This window comes from Tomitella cavernea (assembly GCF_016599145.1).
Classification (GTDB): domain Bacteria; phylum Actinomycetota; class Actinomycetes; order Mycobacteriales; family Mycobacteriaceae; genus Tomitella; species Tomitella cavernae.
In genome coordinates this window covers 140,251-165,198 of record NZ_JAENKO010000001.1, presented here as the reverse complement: position 1 = coordinate 165,198, position 24,948 = coordinate 140,251, and the positions used below count along the sequence as shown (strand labels likewise).

41 protein-coding genes, 1 tRNA gene and 1 pseudogene are annotated in these 24,948 nt (G+C 70.8%); 41 read left to right on the top strand and 2 right to left on the bottom strand.

What is annotated here, in order from left to right:
* The first annotated feature begins 62 nt into the window (after window positions 1-62).
* Together JJ683_RS00880 and JJ683_RS00875 are read left to right on the top strand one after the other, a co-directional pair.
* Entirely contained in the window at window positions 63-1,439 is a 1,377-nt protein-coding gene (locus JJ683_RS00880; RefSeq protein ID WP_200170786.1) for an NADP-dependent succinic semialdehyde dehydrogenase, read from the top strand.
* A 106-nt stretch (window positions 1,440-1,545) separates the two neighbouring features.
* On the top strand, window positions 1,546-3,348 hold the full coding sequence (locus JJ683_RS00875; protein WP_200170785.1) for an AMP-binding protein: 1,803 nt from the start codon (window positions 1,546-1,548) through the stop codon (window positions 3,346-3,348).
* 88 nt (window positions 3,349-3,436) lie between these two features.
* On the opposite strand, the gene JJ683_RS00870 is transcribed toward JJ683_RS00875, so the two are convergent.
* The gene (locus JJ683_RS00870; RefSeq protein ID WP_200170784.1) at window positions 3,437-5,965 is read right to left on the bottom strand and encodes an ATP-dependent Clp protease ATP-binding subunit; all 2,529 of its coding nucleotides are present in this window, start codon (window positions 5,963-5,965) and stop codon (window positions 3,437-3,439) included.
* Window positions 5,966-6,125: 160 nt separating this feature from the next.
* On the opposite strand from JJ683_RS00870, the gene JJ683_RS00865 reads away from it, so the two are divergent.
* Window positions 6,126-6,198 (top strand) — tRNA-Lys (locus tag JJ683_RS00865).
* Between the two features lie 92 nt (window positions 6,199-6,290).
* Here JJ683_RS00865 and JJ683_RS18790 read toward each other — a convergent pair.
* Window positions 6,291-6,410 (bottom strand): annotated as a pseudogene (locus tag JJ683_RS18790) (helix-turn-helix transcriptional regulator); the annotation flags it as partial.
* A 174-nt stretch (window positions 6,411-6,584) separates the two neighbouring features.
* Between JJ683_RS18790 and JJ683_RS00855 the strand changes: the two are divergent.
* From JJ683_RS00855 to JJ683_RS00680, 38 genes are all read left to right on the top strand, one after another.
* Complete coding sequence (locus JJ683_RS00855; RefSeq protein ID WP_200170783.1) at window positions 6,585-6,779, top strand: excisionase family DNA-binding protein; 195 nt, start codon at window positions 6,585-6,587, stop codon at window positions 6,777-6,779.
* Window positions 6,780-6,842: 63 nt separating this feature from the next.
* Window positions 6,843-7,673, top strand: coding sequence for a phage antirepressor KilAC domain-containing protein (locus JJ683_RS19535; protein WP_200170782.1), 831 nt, complete (start codon window positions 6,843-6,845; stop codon window positions 7,671-7,673).
* Window positions 7,670-8,032: a hypothetical protein gene (locus JJ683_RS00845; RefSeq protein ID WP_200170781.1), complete on the top strand. Its 363-nt coding sequence runs from the start codon at window positions 7,670-7,672 to the stop codon at window positions 8,030-8,032. Before JJ683_RS19535 ends, JJ683_RS00845 begins: the two co-directional genes overlap by 4 nt.
* A gap of 2 nt (window positions 8,033-8,034) precedes the next feature.
* Entirely contained in the window at window positions 8,035-8,277 is a 243-nt protein-coding gene (locus tag JJ683_RS00840; RefSeq protein WP_200170780.1) for a hypothetical protein, read from the top strand.
* Entirely contained in the window at window positions 8,264-8,542 is a 279-nt protein-coding gene (locus tag JJ683_RS00835) for a hypothetical protein (RefSeq protein WP_200170779.1), read from the top strand. Before JJ683_RS00840 ends, JJ683_RS00835 begins: the two co-directional genes overlap by 14 nt.
* Window positions 8,539-8,943 carry a hypothetical protein gene (locus JJ683_RS00830; protein ID WP_200170778.1) on the top strand — a complete coding sequence of 135 codons (405 nt, stop codon included), beginning with the start codon at window positions 8,539-8,541 and terminating at the stop codon, window positions 8,941-8,943. Before JJ683_RS00835 ends, JJ683_RS00830 begins: the two co-directional genes overlap by 4 nt.
* Window positions 8,940-9,107, top strand: a complete 168-nt coding sequence (locus JJ683_RS00825; RefSeq protein WP_200170777.1) for a hypothetical protein — start codon at window positions 8,940-8,942, stop codon at window positions 9,105-9,107. The genes JJ683_RS00830 and JJ683_RS00825 overlap by 4 nt, the downstream gene beginning before the upstream one ends.
* A complete protein-coding gene (locus JJ683_RS00820; protein WP_200170776.1) occupies window positions 9,104-9,250 on the top strand; it encodes a hypothetical protein in 147 nt (48 codons plus the stop codon). Before JJ683_RS00825 ends, JJ683_RS00820 begins: the two co-directional genes overlap by 4 nt.
* Complete coding sequence (locus JJ683_RS00815) at window positions 9,247-9,576, top strand: hypothetical protein (protein WP_200170775.1); 330 nt, start codon at window positions 9,247-9,249, stop codon at window positions 9,574-9,576. Before JJ683_RS00820 ends, JJ683_RS00815 begins: the two co-directional genes overlap by 4 nt.
* The gene (locus tag JJ683_RS00810) at window positions 9,576-9,890 is read left to right on the top strand and encodes a hypothetical protein (protein WP_200170774.1); all 315 of its coding nucleotides are present in this window, start codon (window positions 9,576-9,578) and stop codon (window positions 9,888-9,890) included. The genes JJ683_RS00815 and JJ683_RS00810 overlap by 1 nt, the downstream gene beginning before the upstream one ends.
* Window positions 9,887-10,144: a hypothetical protein gene (locus JJ683_RS00805; RefSeq protein ID WP_200170773.1), complete on the top strand. Its 258-nt coding sequence runs from the start codon at window positions 9,887-9,889 to the stop codon at window positions 10,142-10,144. Before JJ683_RS00810 ends, JJ683_RS00805 begins: the two co-directional genes overlap by 4 nt.
* A gap of 68 nt (window positions 10,145-10,212) precedes the next feature.
* Window positions 10,213-10,485, top strand: a complete 273-nt coding sequence (locus JJ683_RS00800) for a hypothetical protein (RefSeq protein ID WP_200170772.1) — start codon at window positions 10,213-10,215, stop codon at window positions 10,483-10,485.
* Window positions 10,482-12,056 (top strand): ParB/RepB/Spo0J family partition protein, encoded by a 1,575-nt coding sequence (locus tag JJ683_RS00795; RefSeq protein ID WP_200170771.1) that lies wholly within the window; start codon window positions 10,482-10,484, stop codon window positions 12,054-12,056. The genes JJ683_RS00800 and JJ683_RS00795 overlap by 4 nt, the downstream gene beginning before the upstream one ends.
* Window positions 12,057-12,203: 147 nt before the next feature.
* Complete coding sequence (locus JJ683_RS00790) at window positions 12,204-12,950, top strand: hypothetical protein (RefSeq protein WP_200170770.1); 747 nt, start codon at window positions 12,204-12,206, stop codon at window positions 12,948-12,950.
* On the top strand, window positions 12,947-13,144 hold the full coding sequence (locus JJ683_RS00785) for a hypothetical protein (protein ID WP_200170769.1): 198 nt from the start codon (window positions 12,947-12,949) through the stop codon (window positions 13,142-13,144). Before JJ683_RS00790 ends, JJ683_RS00785 begins: the two co-directional genes overlap by 4 nt.
* Entirely contained in the window at window positions 13,141-13,275 is a 135-nt protein-coding gene (locus JJ683_RS19355; protein WP_277952037.1) for a hypothetical protein, read from the top strand. The genes JJ683_RS00785 and JJ683_RS19355 overlap by 4 nt, the downstream gene beginning before the upstream one ends.
* The gene (locus JJ683_RS00780; protein ID WP_200170768.1) at window positions 13,272-13,562 is read left to right on the top strand and encodes a hypothetical protein; all 291 of its coding nucleotides are present in this window, start codon (window positions 13,272-13,274) and stop codon (window positions 13,560-13,562) included. The genes JJ683_RS19355 and JJ683_RS00780 overlap by 4 nt, the downstream gene beginning before the upstream one ends.
* Entirely contained in the window at window positions 13,559-13,717 is a 159-nt protein-coding gene (locus JJ683_RS00775) for a hypothetical protein (RefSeq protein WP_200170767.1), read from the top strand. The genes JJ683_RS00780 and JJ683_RS00775 overlap by 4 nt, the downstream gene beginning before the upstream one ends.
* A gap of 1 nt (window position 13,718) precedes the next feature.
* On the top strand, window positions 13,719-14,450 hold the full coding sequence (locus tag JJ683_RS00770) for a hypothetical protein (protein ID WP_200170766.1): 732 nt from the start codon (window positions 13,719-13,721) through the stop codon (window positions 14,448-14,450).
* On the top strand, window positions 14,447-14,575 hold the full coding sequence (locus JJ683_RS19350) for a hypothetical protein (RefSeq protein ID WP_277952036.1): 129 nt from the start codon (window positions 14,447-14,449) through the stop codon (window positions 14,573-14,575). Before JJ683_RS00770 ends, JJ683_RS19350 begins: the two co-directional genes overlap by 4 nt.
* Complete coding sequence (locus JJ683_RS00765; RefSeq protein WP_200170765.1) at window positions 14,572-14,718, top strand: hypothetical protein; 147 nt, start codon at window positions 14,572-14,574, stop codon at window positions 14,716-14,718. The genes JJ683_RS19350 and JJ683_RS00765 overlap by 4 nt, the downstream gene beginning before the upstream one ends.
* A complete protein-coding gene (locus JJ683_RS00760) occupies window positions 14,715-15,113 on the top strand; it encodes a hypothetical protein (RefSeq protein WP_200170764.1) in 399 nt (132 codons plus the stop codon). Before JJ683_RS00765 ends, JJ683_RS00760 begins: the two co-directional genes overlap by 4 nt.
* Entirely contained in the window at window positions 15,106-15,267 is a 162-nt protein-coding gene (locus JJ683_RS00755; protein ID WP_182359528.1) for a hypothetical protein, read from the top strand. Before JJ683_RS00760 ends, JJ683_RS00755 begins: the two co-directional genes overlap by 8 nt.
* Window positions 15,260-16,150: a hypothetical protein gene (locus tag JJ683_RS00750; RefSeq protein ID WP_200170763.1), complete on the top strand. Its 891-nt coding sequence runs from the start codon at window positions 15,260-15,262 to the stop codon at window positions 16,148-16,150. Before JJ683_RS00755 ends, JJ683_RS00750 begins: the two co-directional genes overlap by 8 nt.
* Window positions 16,151-16,330: 180 nt before the next feature.
* Window positions 16,331-16,564: a hypothetical protein gene (locus JJ683_RS00745; RefSeq protein ID WP_200170762.1), complete on the top strand. Its 234-nt coding sequence runs from the start codon at window positions 16,331-16,333 to the stop codon at window positions 16,562-16,564.
* Window positions 16,557-16,796: a hypothetical protein gene (locus JJ683_RS00740; protein ID WP_200170761.1), complete on the top strand. Its 240-nt coding sequence runs from the start codon at window positions 16,557-16,559 to the stop codon at window positions 16,794-16,796. The genes JJ683_RS00745 and JJ683_RS00740 overlap by 8 nt, the downstream gene beginning before the upstream one ends.
* Entirely contained in the window at window positions 16,793-17,005 is a 213-nt protein-coding gene (locus JJ683_RS00735; RefSeq protein ID WP_200170760.1) for a hypothetical protein, read from the top strand. Before JJ683_RS00740 ends, JJ683_RS00735 begins: the two co-directional genes overlap by 4 nt.
* Window positions 17,006-17,135: 130 nt before the next feature.
* On the top strand, window positions 17,136-17,585 hold the full coding sequence (locus JJ683_RS00730) for a DUF7352 domain-containing protein (protein WP_200170759.1): 450 nt from the start codon (window positions 17,136-17,138) through the stop codon (window positions 17,583-17,585).
* Window positions 17,582-17,779 carry a hypothetical protein gene (locus JJ683_RS00725; protein WP_200170758.1) on the top strand — a complete coding sequence of 66 codons (198 nt, stop codon included), beginning with the start codon at window positions 17,582-17,584 and terminating at the stop codon, window positions 17,777-17,779. The genes JJ683_RS00730 and JJ683_RS00725 overlap by 4 nt, the downstream gene beginning before the upstream one ends.
* On the top strand, window positions 17,769-18,158 hold the full coding sequence (locus JJ683_RS00720; protein WP_200170757.1) for a RusA family crossover junction endodeoxyribonuclease: 390 nt from the start codon (window positions 17,769-17,771) through the stop codon (window positions 18,156-18,158). Before JJ683_RS00725 ends, JJ683_RS00720 begins: the two co-directional genes overlap by 11 nt.
* The gene (locus tag JJ683_RS00715; RefSeq protein WP_200170756.1) at window positions 18,155-18,340 is read left to right on the top strand and encodes a hypothetical protein; all 186 of its coding nucleotides are present in this window, start codon (window positions 18,155-18,157) and stop codon (window positions 18,338-18,340) included. Before JJ683_RS00720 ends, JJ683_RS00715 begins: the two co-directional genes overlap by 4 nt.
* On the top strand, window positions 18,337-19,011 hold the full coding sequence (locus JJ683_RS00710) for a hypothetical protein (protein WP_200170755.1): 675 nt from the start codon (window positions 18,337-18,339) through the stop codon (window positions 19,009-19,011). Before JJ683_RS00715 ends, JJ683_RS00710 begins: the two co-directional genes overlap by 4 nt.
* Window positions 19,004-19,633 (top strand): 3'-5' exonuclease, encoded by a 630-nt coding sequence (locus tag JJ683_RS00705; RefSeq protein ID WP_200170754.1) that lies wholly within the window; start codon window positions 19,004-19,006, stop codon window positions 19,631-19,633. The genes JJ683_RS00710 and JJ683_RS00705 overlap by 8 nt, the downstream gene beginning before the upstream one ends.
* 81 nt (window positions 19,634-19,714) lie before the next feature.
* Window positions 19,715-21,055 carry a hypothetical protein gene (locus tag JJ683_RS00700; protein ID WP_200170753.1) on the top strand — a complete coding sequence of 447 codons (1,341 nt, stop codon included), beginning with the start codon at window positions 19,715-19,717 and terminating at the stop codon, window positions 21,053-21,055.
* Window positions 21,052-21,756 carry a hypothetical protein gene (locus JJ683_RS00695; protein WP_200170752.1) on the top strand — a complete coding sequence of 235 codons (705 nt, stop codon included), beginning with the start codon at window positions 21,052-21,054 and terminating at the stop codon, window positions 21,754-21,756. The genes JJ683_RS00700 and JJ683_RS00695 overlap by 4 nt, the downstream gene beginning before the upstream one ends.
* A 398-nt stretch (window positions 21,757-22,154) precedes the next feature.
* Window positions 22,155-22,844 (top strand): RapZ C-terminal domain-containing protein, encoded by a 690-nt coding sequence (locus tag JJ683_RS00690; RefSeq protein ID WP_200170751.1) that lies wholly within the window; start codon window positions 22,155-22,157, stop codon window positions 22,842-22,844.
* 180 nt (window positions 22,845-23,024) lie between these two features.
* Complete coding sequence (locus tag JJ683_RS00685; RefSeq protein ID WP_200170750.1) at window positions 23,025-23,429, top strand: hypothetical protein; 405 nt, start codon at window positions 23,025-23,027, stop codon at window positions 23,427-23,429.
* On the top strand, window positions 23,377-24,948 hold the full coding sequence (locus tag JJ683_RS00680; RefSeq protein WP_200170749.1) for a terminase large subunit domain-containing protein: 1,572 nt from the start codon (window positions 23,377-23,379) through the stop codon (window positions 24,946-24,948). Before JJ683_RS00685 ends, JJ683_RS00680 begins: the two co-directional genes overlap by 53 nt.

The following is a 24,948-nucleotide window of genomic DNA, read 5'->3' as shown; positions in this document are numbered from 1 at the left end:
AAGGGCATCCTGGGGCCAGGGCCGTCCCGTGGCGGCCTGGACCCAGCGACGGGAGGACGCAGATGTCAATCGCCACCATTGATCCGACCACCGGTGAACTCGTCCGCGAGTTCGACGAGATGTCCGTGGACGAGGTCGAGCGGCGCGTCGCACTGGCGCACGAGGCGTATCTGCGCCATCGCCTCACCGGTTTCGACGAGCGTGCCCGCCTCATGCGGGCGGCGGCGGACCTGATGGATTCGGAGGCCGACGCGCTCTCCGAGACGATGACCGTGGAGATGGGCAAGACCCGCGAGTCGGCCCGCGGCGAGATCGCCAAGTGCACGAAGACGATGCGGTACTACGCCGACAATGCCGAGAAGTTCCTCGCCGACGCCCCCGGGGACGCGGCCGCCGTCAAGGCGCGGGACGCCTACGTGAAGTATCTGCCCATCGGCCCGGTGCTCGCGGTGATGCCGTGGAACTTCCCGCTGTGGCAGGTCGTACGCTTCGCCGCCCCCGCGCTGATGGCCGGCAACGTGGGTCTGCTCAAGCATGCTTCCAACGTGCCGCAGTGCGCGCAGTACCTCGGCGATGTGTTCGCGCGCGCCGGGTTCGACGAGGGCTGCTTCCAGACCCTCCTCATCGGCTCCCGCCGCGTCGAGGCCGTGCTGCGCGACCCCCGCGTGCAGGCGGCGACGCTGACCGGCTCGGAGCCGGCCGGGCGTTCCGTCGCGTCGATCGCGGGTGACGAGATCAAGCACACGGTGCTCGAGCTCGGCGGCAGCGATCCCTTCGTCGTCATGCCGTCCGCCGACATCGACCGCGCGGTGAAGACGGCGGTGTTCGCTCGTACACAGAACAACGGCCAGTCGTGCATCGGAGCCAAGCGGTTCATCGTCCACGCGGACGTCTACGACGAGTTCAGCGAGAAGTTCGTCGCGGGCATGAATGCACTACGCGTCGGCAACCCGATGGAGGACGGCGTCGACGTCGGCCCACTGGCCACCGAGCAGGGACGCAAGGATGTCGAGGCGCTCGTCGATCCGGCGCTCGCAGCGGGGGCGAGGGCGCTGTGCGGCGGCAAGCGGCTGGACGGCGCGGGGTGGTTCTACCCGCCCACCGTCGTTACCGGCATCACCCCGGAGATGGACATCTACTACAAGGAGGTGTTCGGGCCGGTCGCGTCGTTGTATCGGGTGGCGGACGTCGACGAGGCCGTCGCGCTGGCGAACGTTGTCGATTTCGGGCTCGGCGCCGTGGCGTGGACCGAGGACGCGGACGAACGCGCCCGGTTCATCCGCGATCTGGAGGCCGGCGCGGTGACGATCAACGGGATGACGACGTCGTACCCGGAGTTGCCGTTCGGCGGCGTCAAGCGTTCCGGATACGGTCGGGAGCTCCATGCCGAGGGCATCCGCGAGTTCTGCAACGCCAAGACGGTGTGGGTGGGCGAGTAGCCGCATCCCCGGCGGATGCGTCCGACGGGGACCGCCTTCGCCCGATATGTCCGATGTGTGGGACAGCGGCTGAAAATGTGGACCCCGGCACGGTGGGATGCGCGATATGACGATCGGAACCGGGAACACGGGCGGGACCACGGCGAGCGGCCCCGCGGAGGAAACGGCGACGGGCGCGGCGCGCGGCGGCGACGGTGAATACGTGGCGCCGACGAGCGAGTCGGCGGACGTCGAGCGGCTGCTGCCGGAAGAGGCCGCGGCCCAGGGGCTCACCTTCGCCGACGTCCTCATGCGGCGGCGCGGCGACGACCATCCGGGCATGCTGTTCGAAGACTCGGCGTGGTCCTGGGCGCAGGTGGTCCAGGAGGCCATCGACCGCGCCGTGGTGCTGCGCGGGCTGCAGCGCGACGGCAAGCCGTTCCACGTGGGCGTGCTCCTCGAGAACGTGCCGGAGTACATCTTCCTCATCGCGGCAGCGGGACTGTCGGGGGCAACGCTGGTGGGCATCAACCCCACCCGCCGGGGCGCGGAACTCGCGGCCGACATCCGCGGGGTGGACTGCGACCTGATCCTTACCGATGCGGTGCAGGGCGCGGTGCTGGAAGGTCTGGACGCGGGCGTCGACGCCGACAGGATCATCGACGTGGAGGGCATGCGGTGGCGCGGACTTCTCGCCGACGCGGCAGGTTCCGACGTGCCGGACGTGCCGGAGGCGCACGACCCGTCCCGGAGCCTGCTGCTCACGTTCACGTCCGGCTCGACCGGCGCCCCCAAGGCGGTCATCTGCAGCAACGGCCGGTTGGCGGCGCTCGCGGCGATCAACCACCTGTCGTTCGTGCGCGACGACGTGACCTACAACTCGATGCCGCTGTTCCACGGCAACGCGATCTTCTCCTGCTGGGCCCCGTCGGTGTTCACCGGCGCGACGTTCAGCATGCGCCGCAAGTTCTCGGCGTCCGGGTTCCTTCCGGACGTCCGCAAGTTCGGGGCGACGTTCTTCAACTACGTCGGCCGGTCGCTGGCGTACATCCTCGCAGTGACGGAGACGCCGGAGGAGGCGGACACACGGCTGCGCACGGTGTTCGGCACCGAGGCCGCGCCGCACGACCGCGACGAGTTCGAGCGGCGGTTCGGAGTGCGGCCCATCGAAAGCTATGGGTCGTCCGAGGGCGGTTGCATCGTCAGCCAGACGCCCGATGCGCCCGCGCAGTCGCTGGGGCGGCCGCCGATCTTCATGGACGTGCGCGTGCTCGACGACGACGGGGACGAATGCCCGCCGGCCGAGTTCGACACGGACGGGAAGATCACGAATGCCGCCGCCGCGATCGGCGAGCTGACCACGCTCAACGGCGCGGCGATGTTCGAGGGGTACTACAAGAACCCCGAAGCCACCGCAGACCGGATCGACGGCGAGGCCTACCGCACCGGCGACTTGGCCTACTGCGACGCCGACGGCTTCTTCTACTTCGCGGGACGCAAGGGTGACTGGATGCGGGTAGACAGCGAGAACTTCTCGGCTGCGCCGGTGGAGCGGATCCTGGCCCGGTTCCCCGGGGTGTCGCTGGTGGCGGTGTACCCGGTGCCGGATCCGCGCACGGGCGACCAGGTGATGGCGACCATCCAGATGCTCGGCGACACCGGGTTCGACCCGGCGGAGTTCGGCCGGTTCCTGGCCGCCCAGCCGGACTTGGGCACCAAGTGGGCGCCGCGATTCGTGCGCATCACCTCGACGATCCCGGTGACGGCCACCCGCAAGATCGACAAGCCCAAGCTGCGTCGCGAGTCGTGGGTGGACGCGCACACCGTGTACGTCGGCGACACGAAGACCCTCGAGTACGCGGAGCTCGATGGGCCCGTGCGCGAGGAGCTGCTCGTGGAGTATGCGAAGTACGACAGGTTGCCGGCGTAGACGCCTATGACGGCGGACGGCGGCCCCCTGAGAAGCATCCTCAGGGGGCCGCCGTCATCCGCGAGCCGATACGCATGCCGCCTGCCGGTCAGTCGGCCGCCAGCGCCAGTTCGTCGCCGTCCACCGTCACCTCGATGGTGTCTCCGCTGTGCACGCGGTCGTCCAGCAGCAGGTCGGCGACCTTGTCGTCGACCTCGCGCTGAATGGTGCGGCGCAGCGGCCGTGCACCGTACTCGGGCTGGTGGCCGCGCTCGGCCAGCCAGCCGACGACCTCGTCGGAGAAGCGGATCCCGATCTCCCGCGCGGCGAGCCGCTCGCGGCTGTCCTCGAGGAGCTTGTCGGTGATCCGGTGCAGCTGCTCTGCGGCGAGCTTCTGGAACACCACCACCTCGTCGATGCGGTTGAGGAACTCCGGCCGGAACGACTCCCGCAGGCGACCCATCACGCGGTCACGTGCCTGCTTCTCGGTGCCGTCCCCGTCCAGCGTGCCGAACCCGAGCCCGCCGGAGCGCGACGAGACGAATTCGGAGCCCAGGTTGCTCGTCATGATGAGCACGGTGTTGGTGAAGTCGACCGTGCGTCCCTGGCCGTCTGTGAGGCGGCCGTCGTCGAGCACCTGCAGCAACACGTTGAACACGTCCGGGTGCGCCTTCTCGATCTCGTCGAGCAGGATCACCGAATACGGGTTCCGCCGCACCTTCTCGGTGAGCTGGCCGGCTTCGCCGTACCCGACGTACCCCGGGGGAGAGCCCACGAGACGGCTTGCCGTGTGCCGCTCGCCGAACTCGCTCATGTCCAGGCGGATCATCCGGTCGGCATCGCCGAACAGGCTCTGCGCGAGCGTCTTCGCCAGTTCGGTCTTGCCCACTCCCGTAGGCCCCAGGAACAGGAAGCTCCCGACGGGCCGGTGCGGGTCGGACATGCCCGCCCGGCTGCGGCGCACGGCCCGGGCGATCGCGTGCACGGCGTCGTCCTGGCCGATGACCCGCGCGTGCAACTCGTCCTCGAGGCGTATCAGCCGGTCGCGTTCGGGCTCGGTCATGCGGTCGGCGGGGATTCCAGTCTTACGCGCGATGATGACCGCGATGTCCTCCGCTGTCACCGTGTCGTCGGTGCCCGCCGCATCGGCGCCCCCGGCCACCGGCGTTTCGGCCTGTGCCGCGGCGACGCGCTGCTCGAGCGAGGCGACCTTGTCACGCAGGGCCCCCGCCGACTCGTAGTCCTCCGAGGCGACGGCGTCGTCCTTCTGCGCGGTCAGGCGCGCCATCTCACGGTGCAGTGCGTCGGTGTCGGCGGTCGCGAGCCGTTTGCGCGCGCCGGCCTCGTCGATCAGGTCGATCGCCTTGTCCGGTAGCAGCCTGTCGGTCACGTACCGCTTCGACAGTTCGACGGCGGCGCGGATCGCCTCCTCGGTATAGGTCACTCCGTGGTGCTTCTCGTAGGCGGGGCGCAGACCGGCGAGGATGAGGATGGCGTCCTCCATGCTCGGCTCGGCCACCGTCACCGGTTGGAACCGCCGCTCCAGTGCGGGGTCCTTCTCGATGTTCTTGCGATACTCGTCGAGCGTTGTCGCGCCGATCATGTGCAGATCGCCGCGTGCCAGCGTGGGCTTGAGGATGTTGCCGGCGTCCATGGCGCCCTCGGACCCGCCGGCGCCCACGATGGTGTGGAGCTCGTCGACGAAAACGATGGTCTCGCCCTCGGCCGCGGAGACCTCGTCGAGCAGCTTCGTCAGCCGCTCCTCGAAGTCGCCCCGGTAGCGGGTGCCGGAGAGCATCCCGGCCAGGTCGAGCGCCACGACCCGACGTCCCAGGAGCAGCTCGGGGACGTTGCCGTCGGCGATGCGCTGGGCCAGCCCCTCGACGATCGCCGTCTTGCCGACGCCCGCCTCGCCGATGAGCACCGGGTTGTTCTTGGTGCGGCGCAGCAGGATCTCCACCACCTGCTCGATCTCGTCGCCGCGGCCGATGACCGGGTCGAAGCCCCCGTCACGGGCACGCGCAGTGAGGTCGTCACCGAACTTCGCCAGCATCGAGTCGGCTCCGCTGTCGGTACTCGCACCGGCCTGCGCCGGGTCCTGCCCCTGCGCCGCGGCGATGAGTCGATCGGGCGTGGCACCCGTGTCTCTCAGCCGCCGGCCTGCCGGAAGGTCGGGAGTCATGGCGAGGGCGAGCAGAACGTGCTCGGGTGCGATGCGCTGTGCACCGGTTGCCCTGGCGACCTCGAGTGACTCGCTGAGGATGCGGCTGCCCTCGAAACCCAGCGACGGGGCGTCGGTCGACACGGTGGCGGAATCGGACGGCTTCGCCCCGGTTTCGCGCGCGTCGGGGCCGAGCGCGGCGGGGTCGAGGCCTGCGGCCTGCAGCAGTGCTGCGACACGCTCGTGCTGCGCGGTCGCGTGCAGGATGCGCAGCGAGTCGACGACCGGTTCGCCGTGCCTCTGTGCCTCCGCGAACGCCTGCGCGACGATCTTCTGCGTCTCCTCGTCGGCGACGGCGCCCAGCTCGATGCGGCGACGGCCGCCGGGGTTGCCGGAGAACGGGTTGCCTTGGCCGAATCCGCCCGGAATGCCGGAGCCGCCACGGCCGAACGAACCCGGCCCGTTGAACACTGCCATGAACAGCCTCCTGTATATGAGTGCTTCTGACTCAACCAACAAGGGGGTCCGGTCGGGTATTCCGGGCTTGTCGTCAAGAGTTGAGTGTGGCCTTGTGAGGTCTGTCGTAGGCGGGTCGTGTGGTGGGCGTGGACTGTGGCCAAGTATCGTGTCCGACCGAGCCCCTTTAGCTCAGTTGGTAGAGCTACGGACTTTTAATCCGCAGGTCGTCGGTTCGAGCCCGACAGGGGGCACCCTGACCCCCATCCGGCCCGGCCGGGTGGGGGTCTACGCCTGTCTCTAGCCACGTCGCGGGGACTCCGGTCGCGAACGCCCATGCGTTGATGGTGATCTGGCGAGGCTGATACTTGCCCTTCTCTGCGTTGCTCACCGATGTGCGACTGATGCCGATTCGCCCGGCGAGTTCCGCCTGCTCGAGGCCGGCGTGCTCGCGCGCGATCCGCATCCTGTGCTGGATCTTGATCTCCGGAATTGTGCCGGCTTCATACGCGCTTGTCATGCGCTCAAACTAGCGCACCCTTCACAACTTGGCAACAGGTTCGACACGACACAAGCGTGCAAGACTTGACATGGATGAAGTTACAACGATAGAACTTCAACCATGCCAAGTATTGAGCATGTGATCACGGCGAAGGAAGCCGCGTCCCGCCTCGGGGTCACCCGACGCGCGGTTATCGCCGCGGTCGAGCGAGGCACGCTCCGCGCGAAGAAGCTGCCTGGTCGGACGGGGGCGTACCTCTTCGACCCAGCGGACGTCGACGCGCGCGCTGAGGCCAAAGCCAAGAAGCCGACGCCGCGCAAAGCCGCTTCCTGAATGAAAAAGCCCGCCCGGGCTTCCCTCCCGGACGGGCAACGACACACCAGCGAAAGGACCACTGTGTCCCCTCAGATACTACCCAGCACGTCCGGCGCCTCGCCGTTCGATGCGATCAAACGCACCCGCCCCGACGGCACCGAGTACTGGTCCGCCCGCGGACTGATGGAGGCGGAGAAGTACTCCCGGTGGGAGAAGTTCAAGACCGGCCTGTCACGCGCCATGACGACGGCCAGGAACCAGGGCCACCACGTCGAGGACCATTTTCCCCGATCGGTGCAAAAGGTCGCGATCGGCTCCGGAGCGACGCGAGACCGCGAGGATTACCACCTCTCCCGGTTCGCCGCATACCTAGTCGCGATGAACGGCGATCCGAACATGCCGGAGGTCGCCGCGGCGCAGGCGTACTTCGCTGTCCGTACCCGGGAGGCTGAGACCACCCGGCCCGCGTTGACGGATGACGAGATCGTCGCCCAGGCCCTCGCGATCACCACCCACCGGGTGCGCGAGCTCGAGTCCGTCGTCGAGGACCTCAAGCCCGACGCCCGTGCCTGGCGGCAGCTCGCCGACGCGGACGGCAACTACGGGGTCGGTGACGCTGCGAAGATCCTGTCGCAGGACGCCGGGATCAGTGTCGGCCGCAACCGGCTGTTCACGTTGATGGAGGACGCGAAGTGGATCTACCGGCGCAAGGGGCCGCGCGGCGGGTGGTGCGCCTACCAGACGCAGGTCGAATGCGGCCGGCTCCATGAGCGCCCGGCCACGCCGTTCCTGAACCGCAAGACCGGCGAGTACGAGCTGCCGGCGCCGACGATCCGCATCACGGTCAAGGGCGTCGCGGATCTGCACGCGAAGCTCTCCGGCGGCCAGCTCGCGATCGGGGGAGTGGCATGAGTTACTACGACAATCTGCCGCACGCCTCGGTGAGGATCCCGCTGCCGGTGCCGGACCCGCTGCGCGTGCTCGATCAGCTCGAGGCGCGCCGCCGGCACCCCGCGGCCGCCGCACAGCGCACGCCGATGGACACCGCGCAGGATTCCCACGACGAGGTCGACGCGCAGACCGGCCGTGTCCTGCCCCGCCGGATCCCCGGCGCGCCGGTGCCGCAGGCGTGCAGATTCGGCGTCGAGCCGGTCACCGGCTGGGACCGGTGGTCCGAACTCTCGCGGCTCCACAAGGCCGCGCTGATCGGCGTCTCGGTGCTCGGCTGCCTGCTGGTGGCGGCCGCGCTCGTCGGATCGTGGGGGTGGTGACCATGGCCCTGCGTACTGATCAGGGGGCGTTGCGCCCCCTGGACGTCGCCTGCCAGGCCTGGCTGTGCGAGGACTTGCAGGTCGCGGACCGCGCCGAAGTCCTCGTCCTCGACGACGCGGTGCACATCGAGCTGAACGCCAACCTGGGAAAGCTCGGCCCGCTGTACCTGTCGGTGCCGCGCGCGGCGATCGTCGAGGTCGCGCGGATCGTCGCCGCCGAGGAGGTGCGCGATGAGCGTCTCTAAGCACTCGGTGTGGAGCCTGCCGTCGTGGGTGCAGGACATGCTCGACGACGCGTCCGACCGACGCGTGTCGCCGCGCACCCCGGTGACGGCGTTCCTGTCGGCCCGCGAGTGCCGGCCGGGCGTGGTCCGCGCCGACGGCACCCTGACCCGGCATGGCCGCCGCTGCCGCGACGAGCTCCACGACCACCAGCACCGGCAGTCGGGCTACGTGCCCCGCTGGGGTGAGGGCATCCCCGCCCGCACGCCGCAGGCGGGTGGTCGGTGATGGTCGCGACCGTGGGAACCTGCCGCCCGGTCATCCCGGCCGATGGGCTGACTGTGCATGAGGAGCAGGCGGAGGCCGCGCGCCGCACCGTCTGCGCGAACGCGCGCACCGCCGCTGAGGCCGCCGAGTTCATGGCCATGCTCGGTATCAGCCCCGACGCGTCGGAGGCATGCTCCCGGCCGTCGGTCCCGCTGTCGAAGAACGAGCACGCGGCGCTGCACGCCAAGCCGCGGACACGGACAGTGCGCACGGGCGATCCCTGCGCGGGTGGCTGCGGCCGGGCCATGCGCGCCCAGCACGCGACGACGGCGCTGGCGCCGGGGACGGTGGCCGTCGCCGCGCGCGGCATGTGCTCGGGCTGCTACCGCAAGGCACGGGCCGACGAGGCGGCGGCGCCGTGACCCTCTACTGGCACGTCAGTCAGATCCCCGACGGCGCCGTCGTCGTCGACCAGCTCTCGCGGCGCTTCCACTTCCGCGGCGGACGGTTCGACGACGGCATGCACCAGCTCCACGCCGCCGACCTCGACTTCCCTCTCTTCCACGACACCGGAGACCACCCATGAGACCGCTGCTCCCGCACCGCATCCGCCCCTGGTACCCGCCGCGCACCGAAGCGCATCCCATGCGCCGGCCGGTGTCGGCGACGCCGATCTACGACCAGCTCGCCGCCGAGTACGGCTTCGACCCACTCGAGGAGACCCGATGACCCGCCAGGACGTCTGCGCGCGGTGCGGTCACGCCCGCGTGCTGCACGAGACCGTGCCGACCGATCACCGGTTCAAGGCCCCGCGGAAGAAGGACGCCGTGCCGGAGCCGCCGATTGGCCGCGCCGAGCTGCGCGCGATCATCCGCGCCGAAGTGCGCGCCGAGATCGACCGCGCCCAGCCGGTCCTGTCCCGTGATCTGGCGGTGCGCCTCGCCCAGGCTCCGCAGCCGGGCGAGTCGGCGGCTGACGCGGAGGTCCGCCGCCGACTCGAGGGCTCGGCGCAGGTCGCCGAGATCATCGCCCGGGCACAGCGGGGTGATCGGTGATGCGCACGTTGCTCGAGTCCCTCGCGTCGACGCCCAGCCCCGCGTCCCCGCATGGCCGTCTCGGCGACCTGGACCGGGTCGGTGACGCCGCCCTCGAAGCCGCGGCGTGGATCCGCGAGCAGGACCCGCACGCCCTTCACGCCCTGCTGACCCGGATCGGAGGGGAACGGCCGGCCGCCCTCGCCGACATCACCATGGCCCTGGCCGCCCTCGTCGACCCCGACGAGACGGACGCCGCGCGGGCGGCACGGGTGGAGGCGATCAGCGCGCCCCGCGTGCGTCTCGTCGGGAAGAGGTACGGGGGTGCGGCATGAGCGGGCCGCAGCGGTCGAGCTGGGCGAACGTCGTGTTCGAGGTGCCGCGCACGAAAGAAGGACGGACGTGGTCGACGATCACCGGCCGCGTCCTCGTCGGCCCCCACGACCAGAACGCGTTCGCCGGCCTGGTCACCGTCGAGCGGGCCGCCCCGCTGCCCACCGGTGTGCAGACCACCGACGTGCCGTGGCCGCGGGTCATCAAGATCGACTACCTGCCCGCCCCGCCCGACCAGACACCGCAGGAGGGCTGATGGCAGCTGCCCGCCGAACCCACCGCCGCACCACCACGTGTAGCCGGTGTGAGGCGCCGATCGTGTGGGTGACCACGGCTGGTCGTGGCACCCGCCTTGCCCTCGACGCCAGCCCGGATGACCACGGCGTGTTCCAGGTGGTCACCGGCGGCGCCGACGGGCTGATCGGCCGGCCCCTGGCGGGCAGCGACCTTGCCGCCGCGATCGCGGACGGCACGCCCCTGTTCATCCCGCATCGCCGCACCTGCACGGCGAACAAGTCCCACAACCCCATGCCCGACGACGTGCGCGCCGAGATCGCCCGGGCGTTGGGCCGCAGCATCCCAGGAGAGACCTCATGACCACGAAGAAGAAGGATCCGGCGCCAGCCCCGGCCGCGGCTGCCCCGGCCGCCGGGACCGGGGACATTCGCGCCGTGGTGAACGTGCCCATCGAGGACCTGGCCCGCAATACGCGGAATCCGCGGAGCGAGGTCACGGTCGACGCGGACCTGGTCCGGTCAATCGCCGCGGTCGGCGTGATGCAGCCACTGATCGTGGTCTCCGACGGCGTCCGTGACGGCGGCCCGAAGTACCGGATCATCGCCGGGCATCGCCGCCTGCAGGCCGCGATCAAGGCAGGCCTCACCGCGGTGCCGTGCATCGTGCGCGGCGACCTCGACGACGCGCCGGAGCAGATCGTGGCGATGCTCGCTGAGAATAAGGACCGCACCGACCTCACCGTCAGCGAGGAGGCGGGCGCGTATCAGGCATTGCTCGACCTGGGTCTGACGCCGGCGAAGGTGGCGAAGAAGACCGGCCGTTCCGTCGCGCATGTCGGGGATCACCTGGTGTTGGCCCGTCAGTCGGAGAGAGTCCGCGGCTACGTGGACAAGGGTCAGGCGAAGCTCTCCGACGTCGCCGCGCTCGACGAGTTCTCGGATGACCACGAGGAGTACGAGAAGCTGGCCGGTCTGATCGGCTCGCCGTCGATGTTCCAGCTGCACCTCGAGTACGCCCGCCGGCGCCGCGACCGCGCCGCCGCCGCCAAGGCAGCCCGCGACGAGCTCGCCGGGCGCGGCATCAACTCGGTGACCCTCGACGAGCTCGGCGAAGAGATAGCCCAGGAGCAGATCGACGCGGGCGTGGACCCGGACGAGGTCGATGGGGCCGCCGACATCGACGACGTGTGGGAGGAACTCGACGCCGAACCCGACGACCCCAAGTCGGCGGAGGTGCGCGCCCTCGTCGACGTGCACGAGTCGGAGCTGGTGGTGTGGCTGCGCCGCCGGCCCACCCCCGAAACCGGCAGCGAGCAGGAAGCCGCGCAGCGGGAGGAGTCGGCGGCGCAGGCCCGTCGCCGCGAAGAAGACCAGGCCATAAGGCAGCAGACGGAGGAAGTCGCGGCCGCGGCCCGCGTCCGCTGGCGGCACCTCGCCGAGCAGGCGCGCGGCGTGTCGACCGCGGCCCGCGCGGAGGAGCTGCTGCGGCCGGTGGTGGTGCATCTTGCCGCCGACCGGATGCGCCAGGCCCCGTTGAAGCACGAGTACGTGCGGGTGATCCTCGGCCTGCCGGAAGTCGAGATCACCTGGACGAACACCACCGACGCGACGCCGGTCGGGGACATCGAGAAGGCGATCGGCCGGCTGAACCGGCACCAGCTGGCCGCGGCCGCCTACCTGCTCGACGAGGGGCCGCAGTGGGAGATGGGCCTGCTCAACCCGCACAACTGGCGCGACGCGCAGTCGACGCGGAACGGCACCGCGCTCGAGGACTGGAAAGAACGACTCTCCCTCGAGTGGGGTTACGAGCTCGCCGACATCGAGCGCCGCCTGATCGTCGAGGGCGAGACGGCCCGCGCCGCAGCCGCGACCGAGGAGCAGGACGAAAGTGACGTGGCCACTGGCGAGGCGGCGGGCGATGGAGCCGCGTAGTGGATACCGCCGCCGCGGCCGACGACTGGTGGCACTCGCTGCCGCCGGACCGGCGGGTGCAGATCTGGCGGTGGGTCGACCGCCCAGCCGCCTCGGCGGAGACGCCCGGCCAAATGTCCATCCCCATCCGCTCATCGAGGAGGCGTCGTGACCGCACCAGCTGATACCGCCCCGCCCGTCGCGCGCGGCGTCGACGTGCTCGTCGGCACGAAGGAACTGCGCGCCGCCCTGTCGGCCGTGCTGCCGCACGCGTCGGGGGACCCGGAGTTGCCGATGCTGCACTGCGTGGTCTGTGATGTCGGCCCGGACGAGCTGATCTGGTGGGCCACCGACAACCTGTCGGCGGGCCTTACCTGGCACGAGGTGCACTCGCACCAGGCCGAGGGGCTGGGCCGGTTCGCGATCCTGCCGGCGGATGCGAAGAAGCTGCTGTCGATCTTCAAAGCGGGCAAGGAGTCCGAGGATGCGCCCGAGTTCATCGTGCAGATCCAGGTCGCCCAGCACGGAGACGGCCAGTACGTGATCATCACCGACCAGTCCGGGCTGCTACCCGGCCGGTCGTACCGGGTGCCGCAGATCTACGCGGCAGACGCCCCGGCTCCCGCGATCGACCGGATGCTCGCCCGCATGCATCACAGCTCGGCGTCGTGGTCCGAGGAGTGCGTCTTCAACGGAGAGATCCTCGCCCGGTTCAAGGCGGCCACCGGCGCGTACCGGGAGCCCGTGCAGGTGGGCGCGGTCGGCGAGTCGCGCAGCCTCATCGTCCGGTGCGGCGCGCATTTCCTGGGTGCAATCGCCGGGATCTCCGCCACCGAAGAGTCCGAGCGTGAGCGCGCGGCCTGGCGGGCGGAGTGGTCGGACCGGCTCCCGAGCCCGACGGGAGGCATGCCGTGACCGCCCCCGCCGCTGCTGCCGCTGGCCTGGTGGTGGCCGGGGTTGTCGCCGCGGCCACCACCGGCGCGGTGGCCGCGTTCCTGGCCGCTGACTTCGTGTACGGCGCCGCCGCGACCGTGTTCGGCCTGCGCCGTCTGCCCACCCGTCCCGCGCGGCCCACGCCGCGCCCCTACCCGCCGAGGAGCTTCCGATGACCCCACTGCTGCATCCGACGCCGGCCCCCGACTACGGGGACGGCCGCGACTGGGCGTCGTGGCACACCGCGACTCGCCTGCTCGCCTACGTCCGCTGGGCCCGCCTCGGCGCGTGGGGGTGGGGCTCGTGACCACTCGTATCGCACCGCAGGCACCGGTGTGGGTGTCCGACCGCGCGGAGCCATGCCGGTCCTGCGGCACGCCCATCGTGTGGTGCCGCACGGAGAAGGGCGCGCTGATGCCTGTCGACGCGGTCCCGTCGAAGGCGGGGAACGTCGCCGTCTCCCGCGCCGGATCCGAGCTGCACGCCGGAGTCGTACAGCCCCGGCAGGCCGACGGCATGCGCGCCGCCGGCCGCCCCGTGTTCCTCGCCCACTTCGCGTCGTGTCCGCACGCGGATCAGTGGAGGACGAAGTGACCCGCCTGCCCGCCCGCGTGGGTGACCGGGTCACCGTGCGCCCCGGCGTCTTCGCGGAGATCACCGCGGTCCGCCGCAGCCCGTTCCCGTACGCCGAGCTCACCACCGAGCACGGCGACCGCATCACCATCCCCCTGTCGAAACTGGAGGCCTGAGATGACCATCGACGTGCTCACCCTGCGCGGTATTGGTGAGGCGATCGGCCAGGACGCGCCGCTGCAGACCGACCATGTGATCACCGAGCTCGACCCCACCAGGTTCCGGCACGTGCCGGTCCGCTGGGACGTCACCTACGGGCCGATCGGCGTCGGCGCGGACCGCGCCTTCGACCGGTCCCTCGCACTCGGCGTGCACCAGGTGCTCGGCGCCATCGACGCCACCGAGAACCCAGCCGTACTCGTGGCGTACAGCGGCGGCGCCGCGCTGGCCGGGCACGCCGCCGCGGAGATCGGCCGGGGCCTGCACCCGCACTTGGACGTGCGCGCGGTGGTGTTGATAGCGGATCCGTTCCAGCCGGCCCACGTGTGCGGGGACGTGTGGGGCGTGGCCGGGTCCCGCGACGTCCACGGCATCCCCGCGACGTGGGTATGGGACCGGCGCGATCCGATCCCGTGCACCCCGAAGTTGTCGCCGCTGCGCACGATCGCCGACCAGTCGGCCGCGATGTCGCTGGCGGATCCTGCCGCGTGGGGCCGCGACCTTGTCGACCGGGTCAAGGCCGGCCGCTGGCAGCCGTCCGCGTTCAACCCGTTCGACTTGTTCGCCACGTTCCGGCGGTATCAGCATGCCGCCGCGCTGGCCACCAACTATCTGACCGGACTTCATTACCGCGCGTACCAGAACCGGGGCGCGGAGGCCGCGCAGTTCATCCGGGGAGTCGTCGGATGAGGCGCATCGCAGCCACCGCTACGACGGTCGCCCTGGCCGGTGTCGGCCTGGCCGCCGGCGTCGTGCTCGTCGCCGCGTCGGTCGTCGAGGCCGTCGCCGCGCGCATAGAGGAGGCGGCGTTGTGACCACCTACGAGTGCGGGACCTGTTTCCTGTCGGACGACGACTTCCCCGCGGGCCGCGATCCGGCCCCGTTCTTCACGCGGCGCGGCGGCGAGCAGTACTGCCTCGTCTGCGCCGAGCTCGTCGACGTAGGAGCAGGAAAGTGATCGCGCTGACGCCCGCGGACGTCATCGACCGGCACGCCCGCGTGGTCCTGCCGTTCCGCACGGCGGAGGTGGCGTGCGCGTGCGGGTGGCGGGCCGAGCTGGGGGCGAACGTGCACGTGGACGGGAACCGGCTGTTCGCCGTGCACGTGGCCGGCGTGCTCGAGCGTGCGGGCCTGCGGTTGACGGTGGCGCGCGAGTTCGCCGCGGTGACGGCACGGATGGTGCGCCTCGAATTGGTCGCAGGGGAGCTGATGAAGCTGGCGAAGGCCTGGCAGGCGTCGGTCGTCGACTACGAGCTGCGCGCCGAGGACTACGACGCCTGGGCGGCCGCCAACGACCGGGTCGAGGCGGGCTACGAGCTGGAACGCGAGATCAAGAGGTGGACCGATGAATGACGAACGCTACGACGCACTTGATCGGGCACGAGGGTTCGGCAGGTGCACCGATGGTCACCAGCTCAAGCCGATGGACGACGCCCCTGGCAGCGGGTTCCTGGTGTGCGAGCGGTGCGGCTCCGAGTTCTGGGCAGAGGAGGACGAGGATGCCTGACGATGTGATTGCACGCGCGGAGCTGGCGATGGACGGCGTGACCGAGGGGCCGTGGATCGCTGAGTACAGCCGCGAGCAGGGGAACTGCGTGATCCCGGGCGACGCAGAGTCGACACGAAAGGCCGTGTGCGTCACCCGCCTATACCACCAGGCCGCCGATGCCGCCTTCATCGCCGCCGCCCGCACGCTGGTGCCCGACCTGGCCGTCGCGCTGTGGGAGGCGCGGGCTGATGCGCGTGAGGTGGAGGCACGGGCCGAGAACGTGCGGCGTGGTGCGTCCGCGCAGATCGCGGACCTACGAAGCCAGCGAGATGATGCGTTGGCCGAGGTGGAGCGGCTGCGGCCCCTCGTCGCCAACGGCATGGGTGCGATCGGTGCGGTTCGGGACGGGGAGTGCGGAAACTGCCGCCGCCCCCTCGCTGGAGGGCATTCGTCGCTGCAGTGCCCGTGCCGTCCAGCATTCGACAGGCTCGATGACGAGTGTGACGAGGCGCGGGCCGAGCGGGACCGTGACTGCGCCGAAATGGTCCGCCTCCGGGGTGAGGTCGCAGGGCTGCGGGACAGGCTGGGCGACCTCGCGGACGAGCCATACCTGTCAGACCGACTCCGGGAGGCCCGCGCCTCCATGGTGCGAGCGTGGCGTTACGTCGGAGCGCTGGAGAAGCAGCAACGGCACGAGCACGGCGAGGCGTGGGCCAAGGAGTACACCGCCGCACGGCAGGCCGAAGATGAGCATGACGAGGCGCGGGCCGCCATCGCGCGGGTGCGGGAGGCCGTTGCCGGGCATCCCGTCTGCGATGTCCACCCGGACGGCGACCCGGTCACCTGCGGGTGGAAGCGCGCCGTGGCCGACGTCCGCCGCGCCCTGGACGGTGATGCGTGATGTGGGTGCGTAGGCGTTACTGGGATCAATGGTGGCGACAAGCCGAGCGTGTAGCCCGGGGGTACGCCAAGCAACACGACACCCTCGCACGGGTGCGGGCGCTTGCTAGCGAGCTGGCGTGCAGTCAGGCCGCTGACCATCAATACATCGCACGCCGCATGATCCTCGCCCTGGACGGTGATGACCGTGGCTGACCTCGACGCGATCCGCCGGCGCATCCCGTCCGTGCCACGCGAGGACATGTCGCTGCACGAGCGGGACCGGGCCGATCTTCTGGCCATCGTCACCCGGGTGGAGGAGTTGGAGGCCACGTTGAGGGCTGACGTCGAGGGGCTGGCCCCGCTCGTCATCGTGCCCGCCCATGGAGTGATCGAGATGCTCCGCCGCAACCTGGACGGTGATGGCGATGCGTGAGCGTAGTGAAGCCGTTCGCGCCTGGTGCGGGATCGGAATCATGGCCGTCGTCGCGTTCGGCGGACTCGGCCTTGGCTGCTGGTATGGCTACTCGCTGATCTTCGACGGTCGTGCCGCGCTCGGGTTGCTCGTCGTGGTCGGGACAGCAGTCGCGGTCCTCACGTCTGGCGGGTGGCTCGCGCCGGCAGTCGCCTGGCTCACCATGCCGCGACGGAAGGACGGTGACGCATGAGTCGGCGCAGGCATCGGGAGCCGAACTACGCGAACTGGGGCACCTGGCGGGCCCGTTTCCACCGCCACCACTGGGGCTACAAGGGCTTTCACGACGCGATGTACGGGTGGAGCCACTACCTCGGCAACGTGCACACGCGCCGGTCTCATTACCGGGTGTGCGAGATCTGCGGACTCGTCCGCCACGACCGAATCGAGGGGTACCGCTGATCCGGCAGTGCGGGGCCACCCAGACGTGGCCGCGCGTCGACCGCGGCCGGGACGTCACCCTCCGCTGTGTGCTCGACGCCGGCCACGACGGCGAGCACTGGGGGGACATCGAATGGAACGAGGAGCCGAAGTGATCACGATCTGGAAGTTCACGTTCGACGTCGACGACACCGTCGACATCACCATTCCGGCAGGCGCGGAGGTCCTGCCGCACGTGCACGCGGAGTCGCCGACCAGCCTGTCCGTCTGGGCGCGGGTCGACACCGAGCAGGCGAACGCGACGCGGACTCTGTGCGTCGCCGGCACCGGACTCCCGCTGCACACCGCGGGCGACTACGTCGGCACCGCGGTCGTAGCCCCGTTCGTGTGGCACGTCTACGACGAAGGAGAGCAGCGCGACGCTGGCGTGCAGGACGAGCAGTGTGCGCACTGTGGCCGTTGTGGACGCGTTCGCACGCCGCAGGATCACGCTTACACCCCGGTGCAGGTCATCACGGGCGGGGCTATCGGCTGGTACTCGGGAAGCGATGGCGAGTTCTGCGGCTCGTGCATGACCGATCTGATCCGGCGCCAGCCATGAGTCCCGATCATTGGCCGGGTGATGCCGGCGATCTCCTCGCCGCAGACCCGTTAGGCGTCGTCGCTGACCGGCTGTGGGCCGCGATCGTCCGCACGCTCGGTCTCCTCGAGGATGCGCTGGGCCTGCCGATGGGGACCGTGCTCGGCGAGGTGGACGCGTCCGAGTGGGTGCGGGAGGTGCTCGATGGGCTCTGAACCACGCACCTGGGTGCTCGTCGCCGAGCTGCGCAAGCCGCCGATGACCGCGAACGACCAGCGGCGGGCGACCTGGCGGACGATGCGCGCCGCGAAGCACGAGGCCGGCCAGCTCGTCTGGGCGCTCGCGAAGCAGGCCAGGGTGCCGCTGCTGCGCCGCGCGCGGGTGGACGTCGTCTGGCACGCCCCCACCCGCACCCGCCGCGATGCCGACGCGCTCGGCCCGTTCCTCAAGGCCACGCTCGACGGCCTCGTGCAGGCCGGCGTGCTCGGCGATGACGACTACCGGCACGTGCCCCGCGTCGGGCTGGGTGTCGAGATCGACCGTGCCCGGCCGCGCATCGAGATCACCATCACCGAACTAGGAGAACCATCATGACCGACTACGAGCACCTGAGTGAGAAGCAGCTCGCGCGCGTCGACGCCGCCCGCGCGGCCCGCGCCGTCCTGGCCGCAGCGACCGTCCTCAGCCGTGCCGCCGTCGACCCCGTCGAGCTCATCACCGTCGCCGAGTACATCGAGCACGGCAAGCGTGACACCGCAGAGGGAGGACCGGCGTGACGGAGGAGGAGATCGACGCCCTCGTCGACGCCCAGCTCGCCCAAGAGCCGTCCGGCTACGACCACAATCTGGGCCAGCCGGAGTGCCCGCATTGCGGCGACGATTTTCACGGGCTCGCGGTGACGGAGCGGATGCGGCAGATGCGGAGATTCGGCGAGGTCGACCCGGACTATCGGTACGACGAGGACACGTCGCCGGTGGTGTGCCCGGGGTCGTTGTTCGTTGGTCCACCCCCGCCGCCGCCACCAACGCTCGACCCTCTCGAGGCGCTATTCGACCGCCTCATGAATGTCGTCGACAACGACGTGGCCGAACGCGCCGCCGCAGTCCGCCTTCCGTCACGCGACATCGAATACGACTACGAGGCGCTGCGCGTCTACACCCGATGGCCGCAGCGCGTGATCCTCGGGGTGGGCCAGGGCGCCGATTCGCTCACATGGACTGTGCCGGACGCCCTGTGGCTCGTTGGCAACCGTGAGGTCATCGAACACGATGACGTGCCCGACGCCCCACTCATCCCCGAGCGCGCCCCGCAGCGCGCCCTCCCCTCCGCCCTCGCCCACGATGGCACCCCGGATCCGCCTGGCCGGCCGCCGGTGCCGCGCCCGTCCACCAGCCCACCGATGTGGGCCCACGACCCCACACGCAGCCGAAGGAGCCGCAATGTCTGACCGCCGAGTGATCGTAGTCGATGTCGAGACGACGGGGCTCGACCCCGCCAAGCACACCGTGGTGGAGCTCGCCGCCGTCGACCTGGGCACCGGTGACCACAGGGTGATCGTGCCCGCACTGCGCCGGGAGGACCTGGCTGCCGCGTCGCCGCGCGCGTGGACGGTGAACCGATATTTCGAGCGGCGGGTGTACGAGCAGGCGATGGGCGAGTCGGCGCTCAACGACGCGCTGTGCGAGCTGTTCGGCTGGCTCGACGGGGCGACGCTGGCCGGGGCGAGCCCCGCGTTCGATGCGGCGTTCCTGGCCACGCTGTTCGAGGACCGGTGCGACGCGGGCGTACCGACGTGGCATCACCGCCTCGCGGACCTGTCCGCGCTCACCGCGGCCGCGCTGCAGAAGGACCCGCTGAAGCTGCCAGGGCTCGACGTCTGCTGCGCGTGGTGGGGCGTGGAGAACGAGGCGCCGCACACTGCGCTCGGCGACGCCCAGGCGACCGCCGAGTGCCTGCGGAGGCTGCGTGCGCACTGCGATGACCGCGGGTCGGTCAGGCCCGACTACGAGGGCCACCAGCCGGCGTCGGAGCGGTACTCGGCGTCGGCGGCCGCGGAGGCGCGGCTGTGATGCCCACCCCGGCCGGGCCGCGCGCCCCACCAGCTCGCCTGTGACCTGTGAATGTTCCGGTTTTGCGCACTGAAATGAGGAGTGATCAATGTCGTCTGGTGGTGGCCCGTGGCGTGGCTGAGGATCGGCGACAACTCGATCACGAACCCCCGTCTGCTGCGGCTCTACGAGCTGCAGATCGACGGGATCACCCGCAACGCCGTGTTCGGGTTCCTCGTCGGCAGCGCGTCGCTCGCCGCCGCGCACCTGACCGACTACGTCGTCTCCTACGGCAACGCCCGCGTGGTCGGCGGCGACGACGACGCCACCGCGGTGCTGCTCGACCTGTGCGAGCGGGCCGAGCTAATGGAGCGCATCACCGTCGACGGCACGGCCATGTGGAAGATCCCCGACGACCCGGAGTTCATCCACATGCGCACCCGCGAAGAGATCGAGTGGGAACGCCAACGCAAGTCCGACAACGCGAACCCGGAACTGGTGATCCCGGTCCGGCTGCGCGACGGCGACGGCTGCCGCTACTGCGGCCAGGTCGTCAACTGGAAGGCCCGCAAGGGCCGGCTGCGCGGCACCTACGACCATCGGCGGCCCGGCCAGGCCGCCACGGTCGACACGATGGTCGTATCCTGCCAGGGCTGCAACGCGTCCCGCTCCGACGATCCGCTGGCCGACGAGCGCCACAAGCTGCTGTCGGCCCCGACCCGGCCGTACTACTCGGCCCACACCCGTGACTGGATCGCCAATCACGAGTGGGCCCGGTCGAACGGCTACAGCATCGACACCCGGCGCGGGCGAACCCTGCCGCCGGGAACGGTGCCCGACGACCGCCAAGCGGAAGTCGACCGCAACCAGGCAGCCCACGCGGCCGCCACCCCGGACGCCGGCAGCCAGCCCGCGCCCACCACCACGACGACGGCGCCGCAGCCAGCGGCGCCGCACCCTGCTGCGGACCCACAGCCAGTGGGAGAGCGCGCACCCGTCCCGCCGCCACGGCCTGCGGACCCACACCCGGTGGGTGGACGCGACCAGGCGGGACCCACACCACGGCCTGCGGCCCCGCCTGACGCGGGAGAACGCGACCACGCTGCGGACCGGCACCCAGCCGGAGAACGCGCACCCACACCGCCAGCGGCCCCCACAGCCAGTCGGGAGAACGCGACGGTCACCCTGCCCCTACAACCCGGCAGCGGACCGGCAACCAGCCGGGGACACGCGCCCACACCCCCGCCCCCACCAGCACCAACACCTGACCTGCTGTATCCAGCAGATCCAGCAGAAGCCAGGTCTACAGGTTCTGGAAAGTCCGGGTCGGGACGGGACGGGTCGGGCCGGGTCGGTTCCCAGACGCGCACACGCGCGTCTGGGCCCGGCACGGTCTCGCCTCGTCGTCGTAGTCGCCGCCGATCATCCAGGAGCCGTACGTGACTTCCCACCAGACTGATACCGATGGGTTCTTCCTCGACCGTTCCGGGCAGAAGGAACTCCGAGATCTCCTCGAGCAGGTGCCCGGCGTCGTCGAGGACCTGGCCGTGACCATCGCCCGGCAGGACTGCTTCGGCCGGAGCCCGGGACGGCGGGGCCGCCTGTCCGCCTCGCCGATGCCGTTCAACCCAGAAGCCTCGGAAGCGGGCGACGAGCTGCGCGCCGTGCTCGCCGGGTGGGTGCGCCGCACCTGCGAGGCCCGGCAGCTCGACTACGGCGGTGCGAACGACGTGCTGTCGATGGCCCGGTGGCTGCGCCGGTGGATCATCGCCGTCGCCCTGACCGACGGAGCCGAGGAGATCGTCGACGACGTCGGCCGCGTGCTGCGGTACTGCCGGCGCCTGTCGGACCGGCCGCGCGACCCGCGCACGTTCGTCGACCCTGCCACGGCGCGGGAGGCAGAGGCGCGGGCGCGGGCGAAGGAGCTCACCCCGGCGGGCGTGCTCGAGTTGGGCCGGTCGCTCGGCGCCCCGTGGGACGAGCTCACGAAAGCGCGGATCCGCACACTGCGCATCGCGGGCAAGCTGCCGGTGCTGCGAGAGATCAGGATCGGGGCGGGCGATCCCATCCGCGTCTACCGGATGGGCGACGTCATGGACGCACACCTGGACCACCCGACACGCCAGGCCGCGCCGGGTGCTTGACCTTAAACACCCCCACCCGGCTATGCTGAGCGCATTGCGCGGGACGTGGGCCAGAAGGCCACCCCGCGCTTTCGCGTTCTTCCCGCGTCACGCCGGTGCTCAGTCGGAGCGGATGACGGTCAAGCTCGGCCCATGACCCCGTTGATGAATCGGGTGAGGTCGTGCTGCGCGGGAGCAAGCTCCCTCGACTGCACTCCTTCCTGGTGGCTATTCGAGCTGCACCCCGCATGGCAAACAAGCTGGGGCGCAGCCGAGGGAACCTACGCCTCGCCCCGGCGACCACCGTGCCCCCGCTCTGAACCCATGGCGGGGGCACGCGCACGTCGGCCTTCCCCGTTCGCGGCCGGGTGCGCGCTGGTGCGGCGAGGTTCGGCCCGTGGCCCGAGGAGGCGGTCGTCGTGATCGAGATCGTGTCGTTCGGGTTCGGCCGCGGGCCGCGGCCACGCGCCGACGTGGTGTGCGACTGCCGGCGGTTGCCGAACCCGCACGACGTGCCGGGCCTGCGCCCGCGCGATGGGCGCAGCGCCCAGGTGAAGGACTGGCTCCTCGGCCACGACGCGGTGACTCGGTACATCGACGAGCAGGCCCGGCGCGTCGCGCAGCGCGCTGCGTGCGGCGACGTCGCGGTGGCTGTCGGGTGCAGCGCCGGGCGGCACCGGTCGGTGGTGGTCGCCGAGGCGCTGGCCGAGCAGCTCGCCGGTGAGCACACCGTGCTGCTGCGGCATGCCGCTCTCGGCGCGGCCGCGGCCAAGCGCACGGCGGGCCGCGGCAAGACGTCGGAGCGCGGCCTTGGGTGGAGGCACCAGCAGCAACGCGACCGGCTCCTCAAGGGGCACGTCGACGGTGCGCCGTGCTGGTGGTGCGGGGCGCCGATGTTCCGTGACGGCAGCGCGAACCCGGACGGCAAGCCGCTGGCCGCGGACCATGAGCAGTCGCGGCGCGACGGCGGGGCGCTGGCGACCCGGCTGCTGCACTCGTCGTGCAACGCGGCACGGGGCGCGGGGGACCGTGATGACGCGCGCCCGGCGGCGCGCGCGGCGGGCCGCGTGGTGGCGCCGCGGCGGCTGGCGATGGCGTGGCCGACCTGACCGGCGGCATTGCCGCTGGTCACAGGCCCGCGCTGTGTATCGGTGCAGGTCAGAGGCCCGCGAGTAATCGTCGTACGTAGGGGCTCCCCGGAAATATCTGGGGCCCCGTCCCCTGACCCACCCACCGACGTCACGAGTCAGATTTCCCTCGACGGCGAAAAAATCGGGAGGCGGTGAGCGGTGAACGACGGGGCGGGCACGGACCTGCGGGCGGGCTTCCAGCCGGAGCAGATGTCCGAGCGTGGACGGCACTTGTGGGATGCGCTGGCCTCCGGGTTCAAGGCGGACGCCGGGCGGCTGGTGCTGCTCGCAGAGGCGTGCCGGCTGGTCGCGTCGCTCGACCAGCTGGACCGGCTGATCTCCGGCGAAGACAGCGCATGGGCGCAGATCGACGCGCCGGACGGCGACGGCGAGTACGTGCTGCGCATCGACGGTGCGCTGTCGGAGCGCCGGTCGGTGATGGGCGTGCTGCGGCTGACGATCCGCCAGCTCGAGACGGAGGAGACGACCAGCGAGGGAGGTGGGTTGCTCGATGCGCTCGCCGCAGCCCGAGCTGAGCGGCTGGCAACAGCCCCGGTTCCGTAACGTCCCCGACTACGTCGACTCGCTGGCCGACGAGGTGCTCGACCTGGCGGCCGTGGTGGGGCGCGTGCAGATCCCTTGGCAGATCGACGCGACCACCGACTTCATGGGCGTCGGCCGCGACGGCCGGTGGTCGGCGTCGAAGTGCGCGATCCTGTGCGCCCGGCAGAACGGCAAGAACGGGATCGCCGAGAACATGGAGCTCGGCTGGCTGGTGCTCGAGCCGGGCGTGCGGATCCTGCACACCGCCCACGAGATGCCGGCGGCGATCAACTCGATGAACAAGCTCGTGCAGCTGCTCGAGGCGCACCCGGACTTGCGGGCGATGATCCCCCGCGGCGGCGTGCGCCGACGCGGCGGCGAGGAGGGCATCAAGCTGCGGAACGGGTCGTCGATCATGTTCCGCACCCGCACCGACAGCGTCGCCCGGTCGTTCAGCTTCGACCGGGTCGTGATCGACGAGGCGATGATCTACTCGCCTGAGTCGCGCAACGCGATCGCGGCGACGATGACGACCGGCAAGAACCCGCAGACGATCTACCTTGGCAGCGCGCCGAACTTCCTCGAGCATCCGAACTGTGAGATCTGGTCCTCGATCATCCGGGCCGGCCGTAGCGGCGCGGACCCGACGCTGGCGTACGTCGAGTACTCGGCGCCGGAGGACGCCGACCCTGGCGCGCAGGAGTCGATCCTGCGGGCGAACCCGTCGACCGGCTACCTGACGTCCTTCGGCTATCTGCACGGCGAGTTCGAGTCGGCGCGGGCGCTCGGCGAGTCCGGGATCGCCGGGTACAAGGTCGAACGGCTGTCGATCCCGGTGTTCCCGCCGGACCCGGAAGAGGCCGCGGCGCACGAGCCGATCGCGGACATGACGTGCTGGGATGCGGGGGAGATCGGGGAGTCTTTCTCTCCCCCCGTCACCGGCGCGTCGGCGTTGGGCGTGGCCCGGGACTGGGGCGGCGAGATGACCGCGGTCGTGTCCGCGGCGTTCTGCGAAGACGAGAGCGTGCACCTGGAGGTGGGCGCCGCGGGGGCGCCGAATACGCACGCGGACGTCGAGTTCCTGGCGGGCGCGGTGGACCTGCAGGATCCGGTGGCCGTGGCGATGGACGCGAAGTCGCCGACCACGGTGCTCGAGCCGGGGCTGTTGCTTAAGGGCATCGAGGCGGTGAAGTCGTCGGCCGGCGAGATGGGGCAGGCGTGCTTGATGCTCGTCACCTGGATCGCCGAGGGACGGATCACCCATTCGGGGGACCCGCTGCTCACCGAGCCGCTCGCGCTGGTGAAGAAACGACCGATCGGGACGACGGGCGCGTGGGGCCTGGACTGGCGGTGCGAGGCGAACATCGCGCCGCTCGTCGCAGCGGCGCTCGCCCTGTGGGCGCTGGTCACCCGGTCGGCGCAGGCGCCGGATCCGCAGCCGCCCGCGCCCGCAGGAATCGACGACCACACGACCACTACCGCCTGGGACAGCGACGACGAAGCGGCGGGTACGAGCTTCCTCGCCACGGCGGGGTTCTGA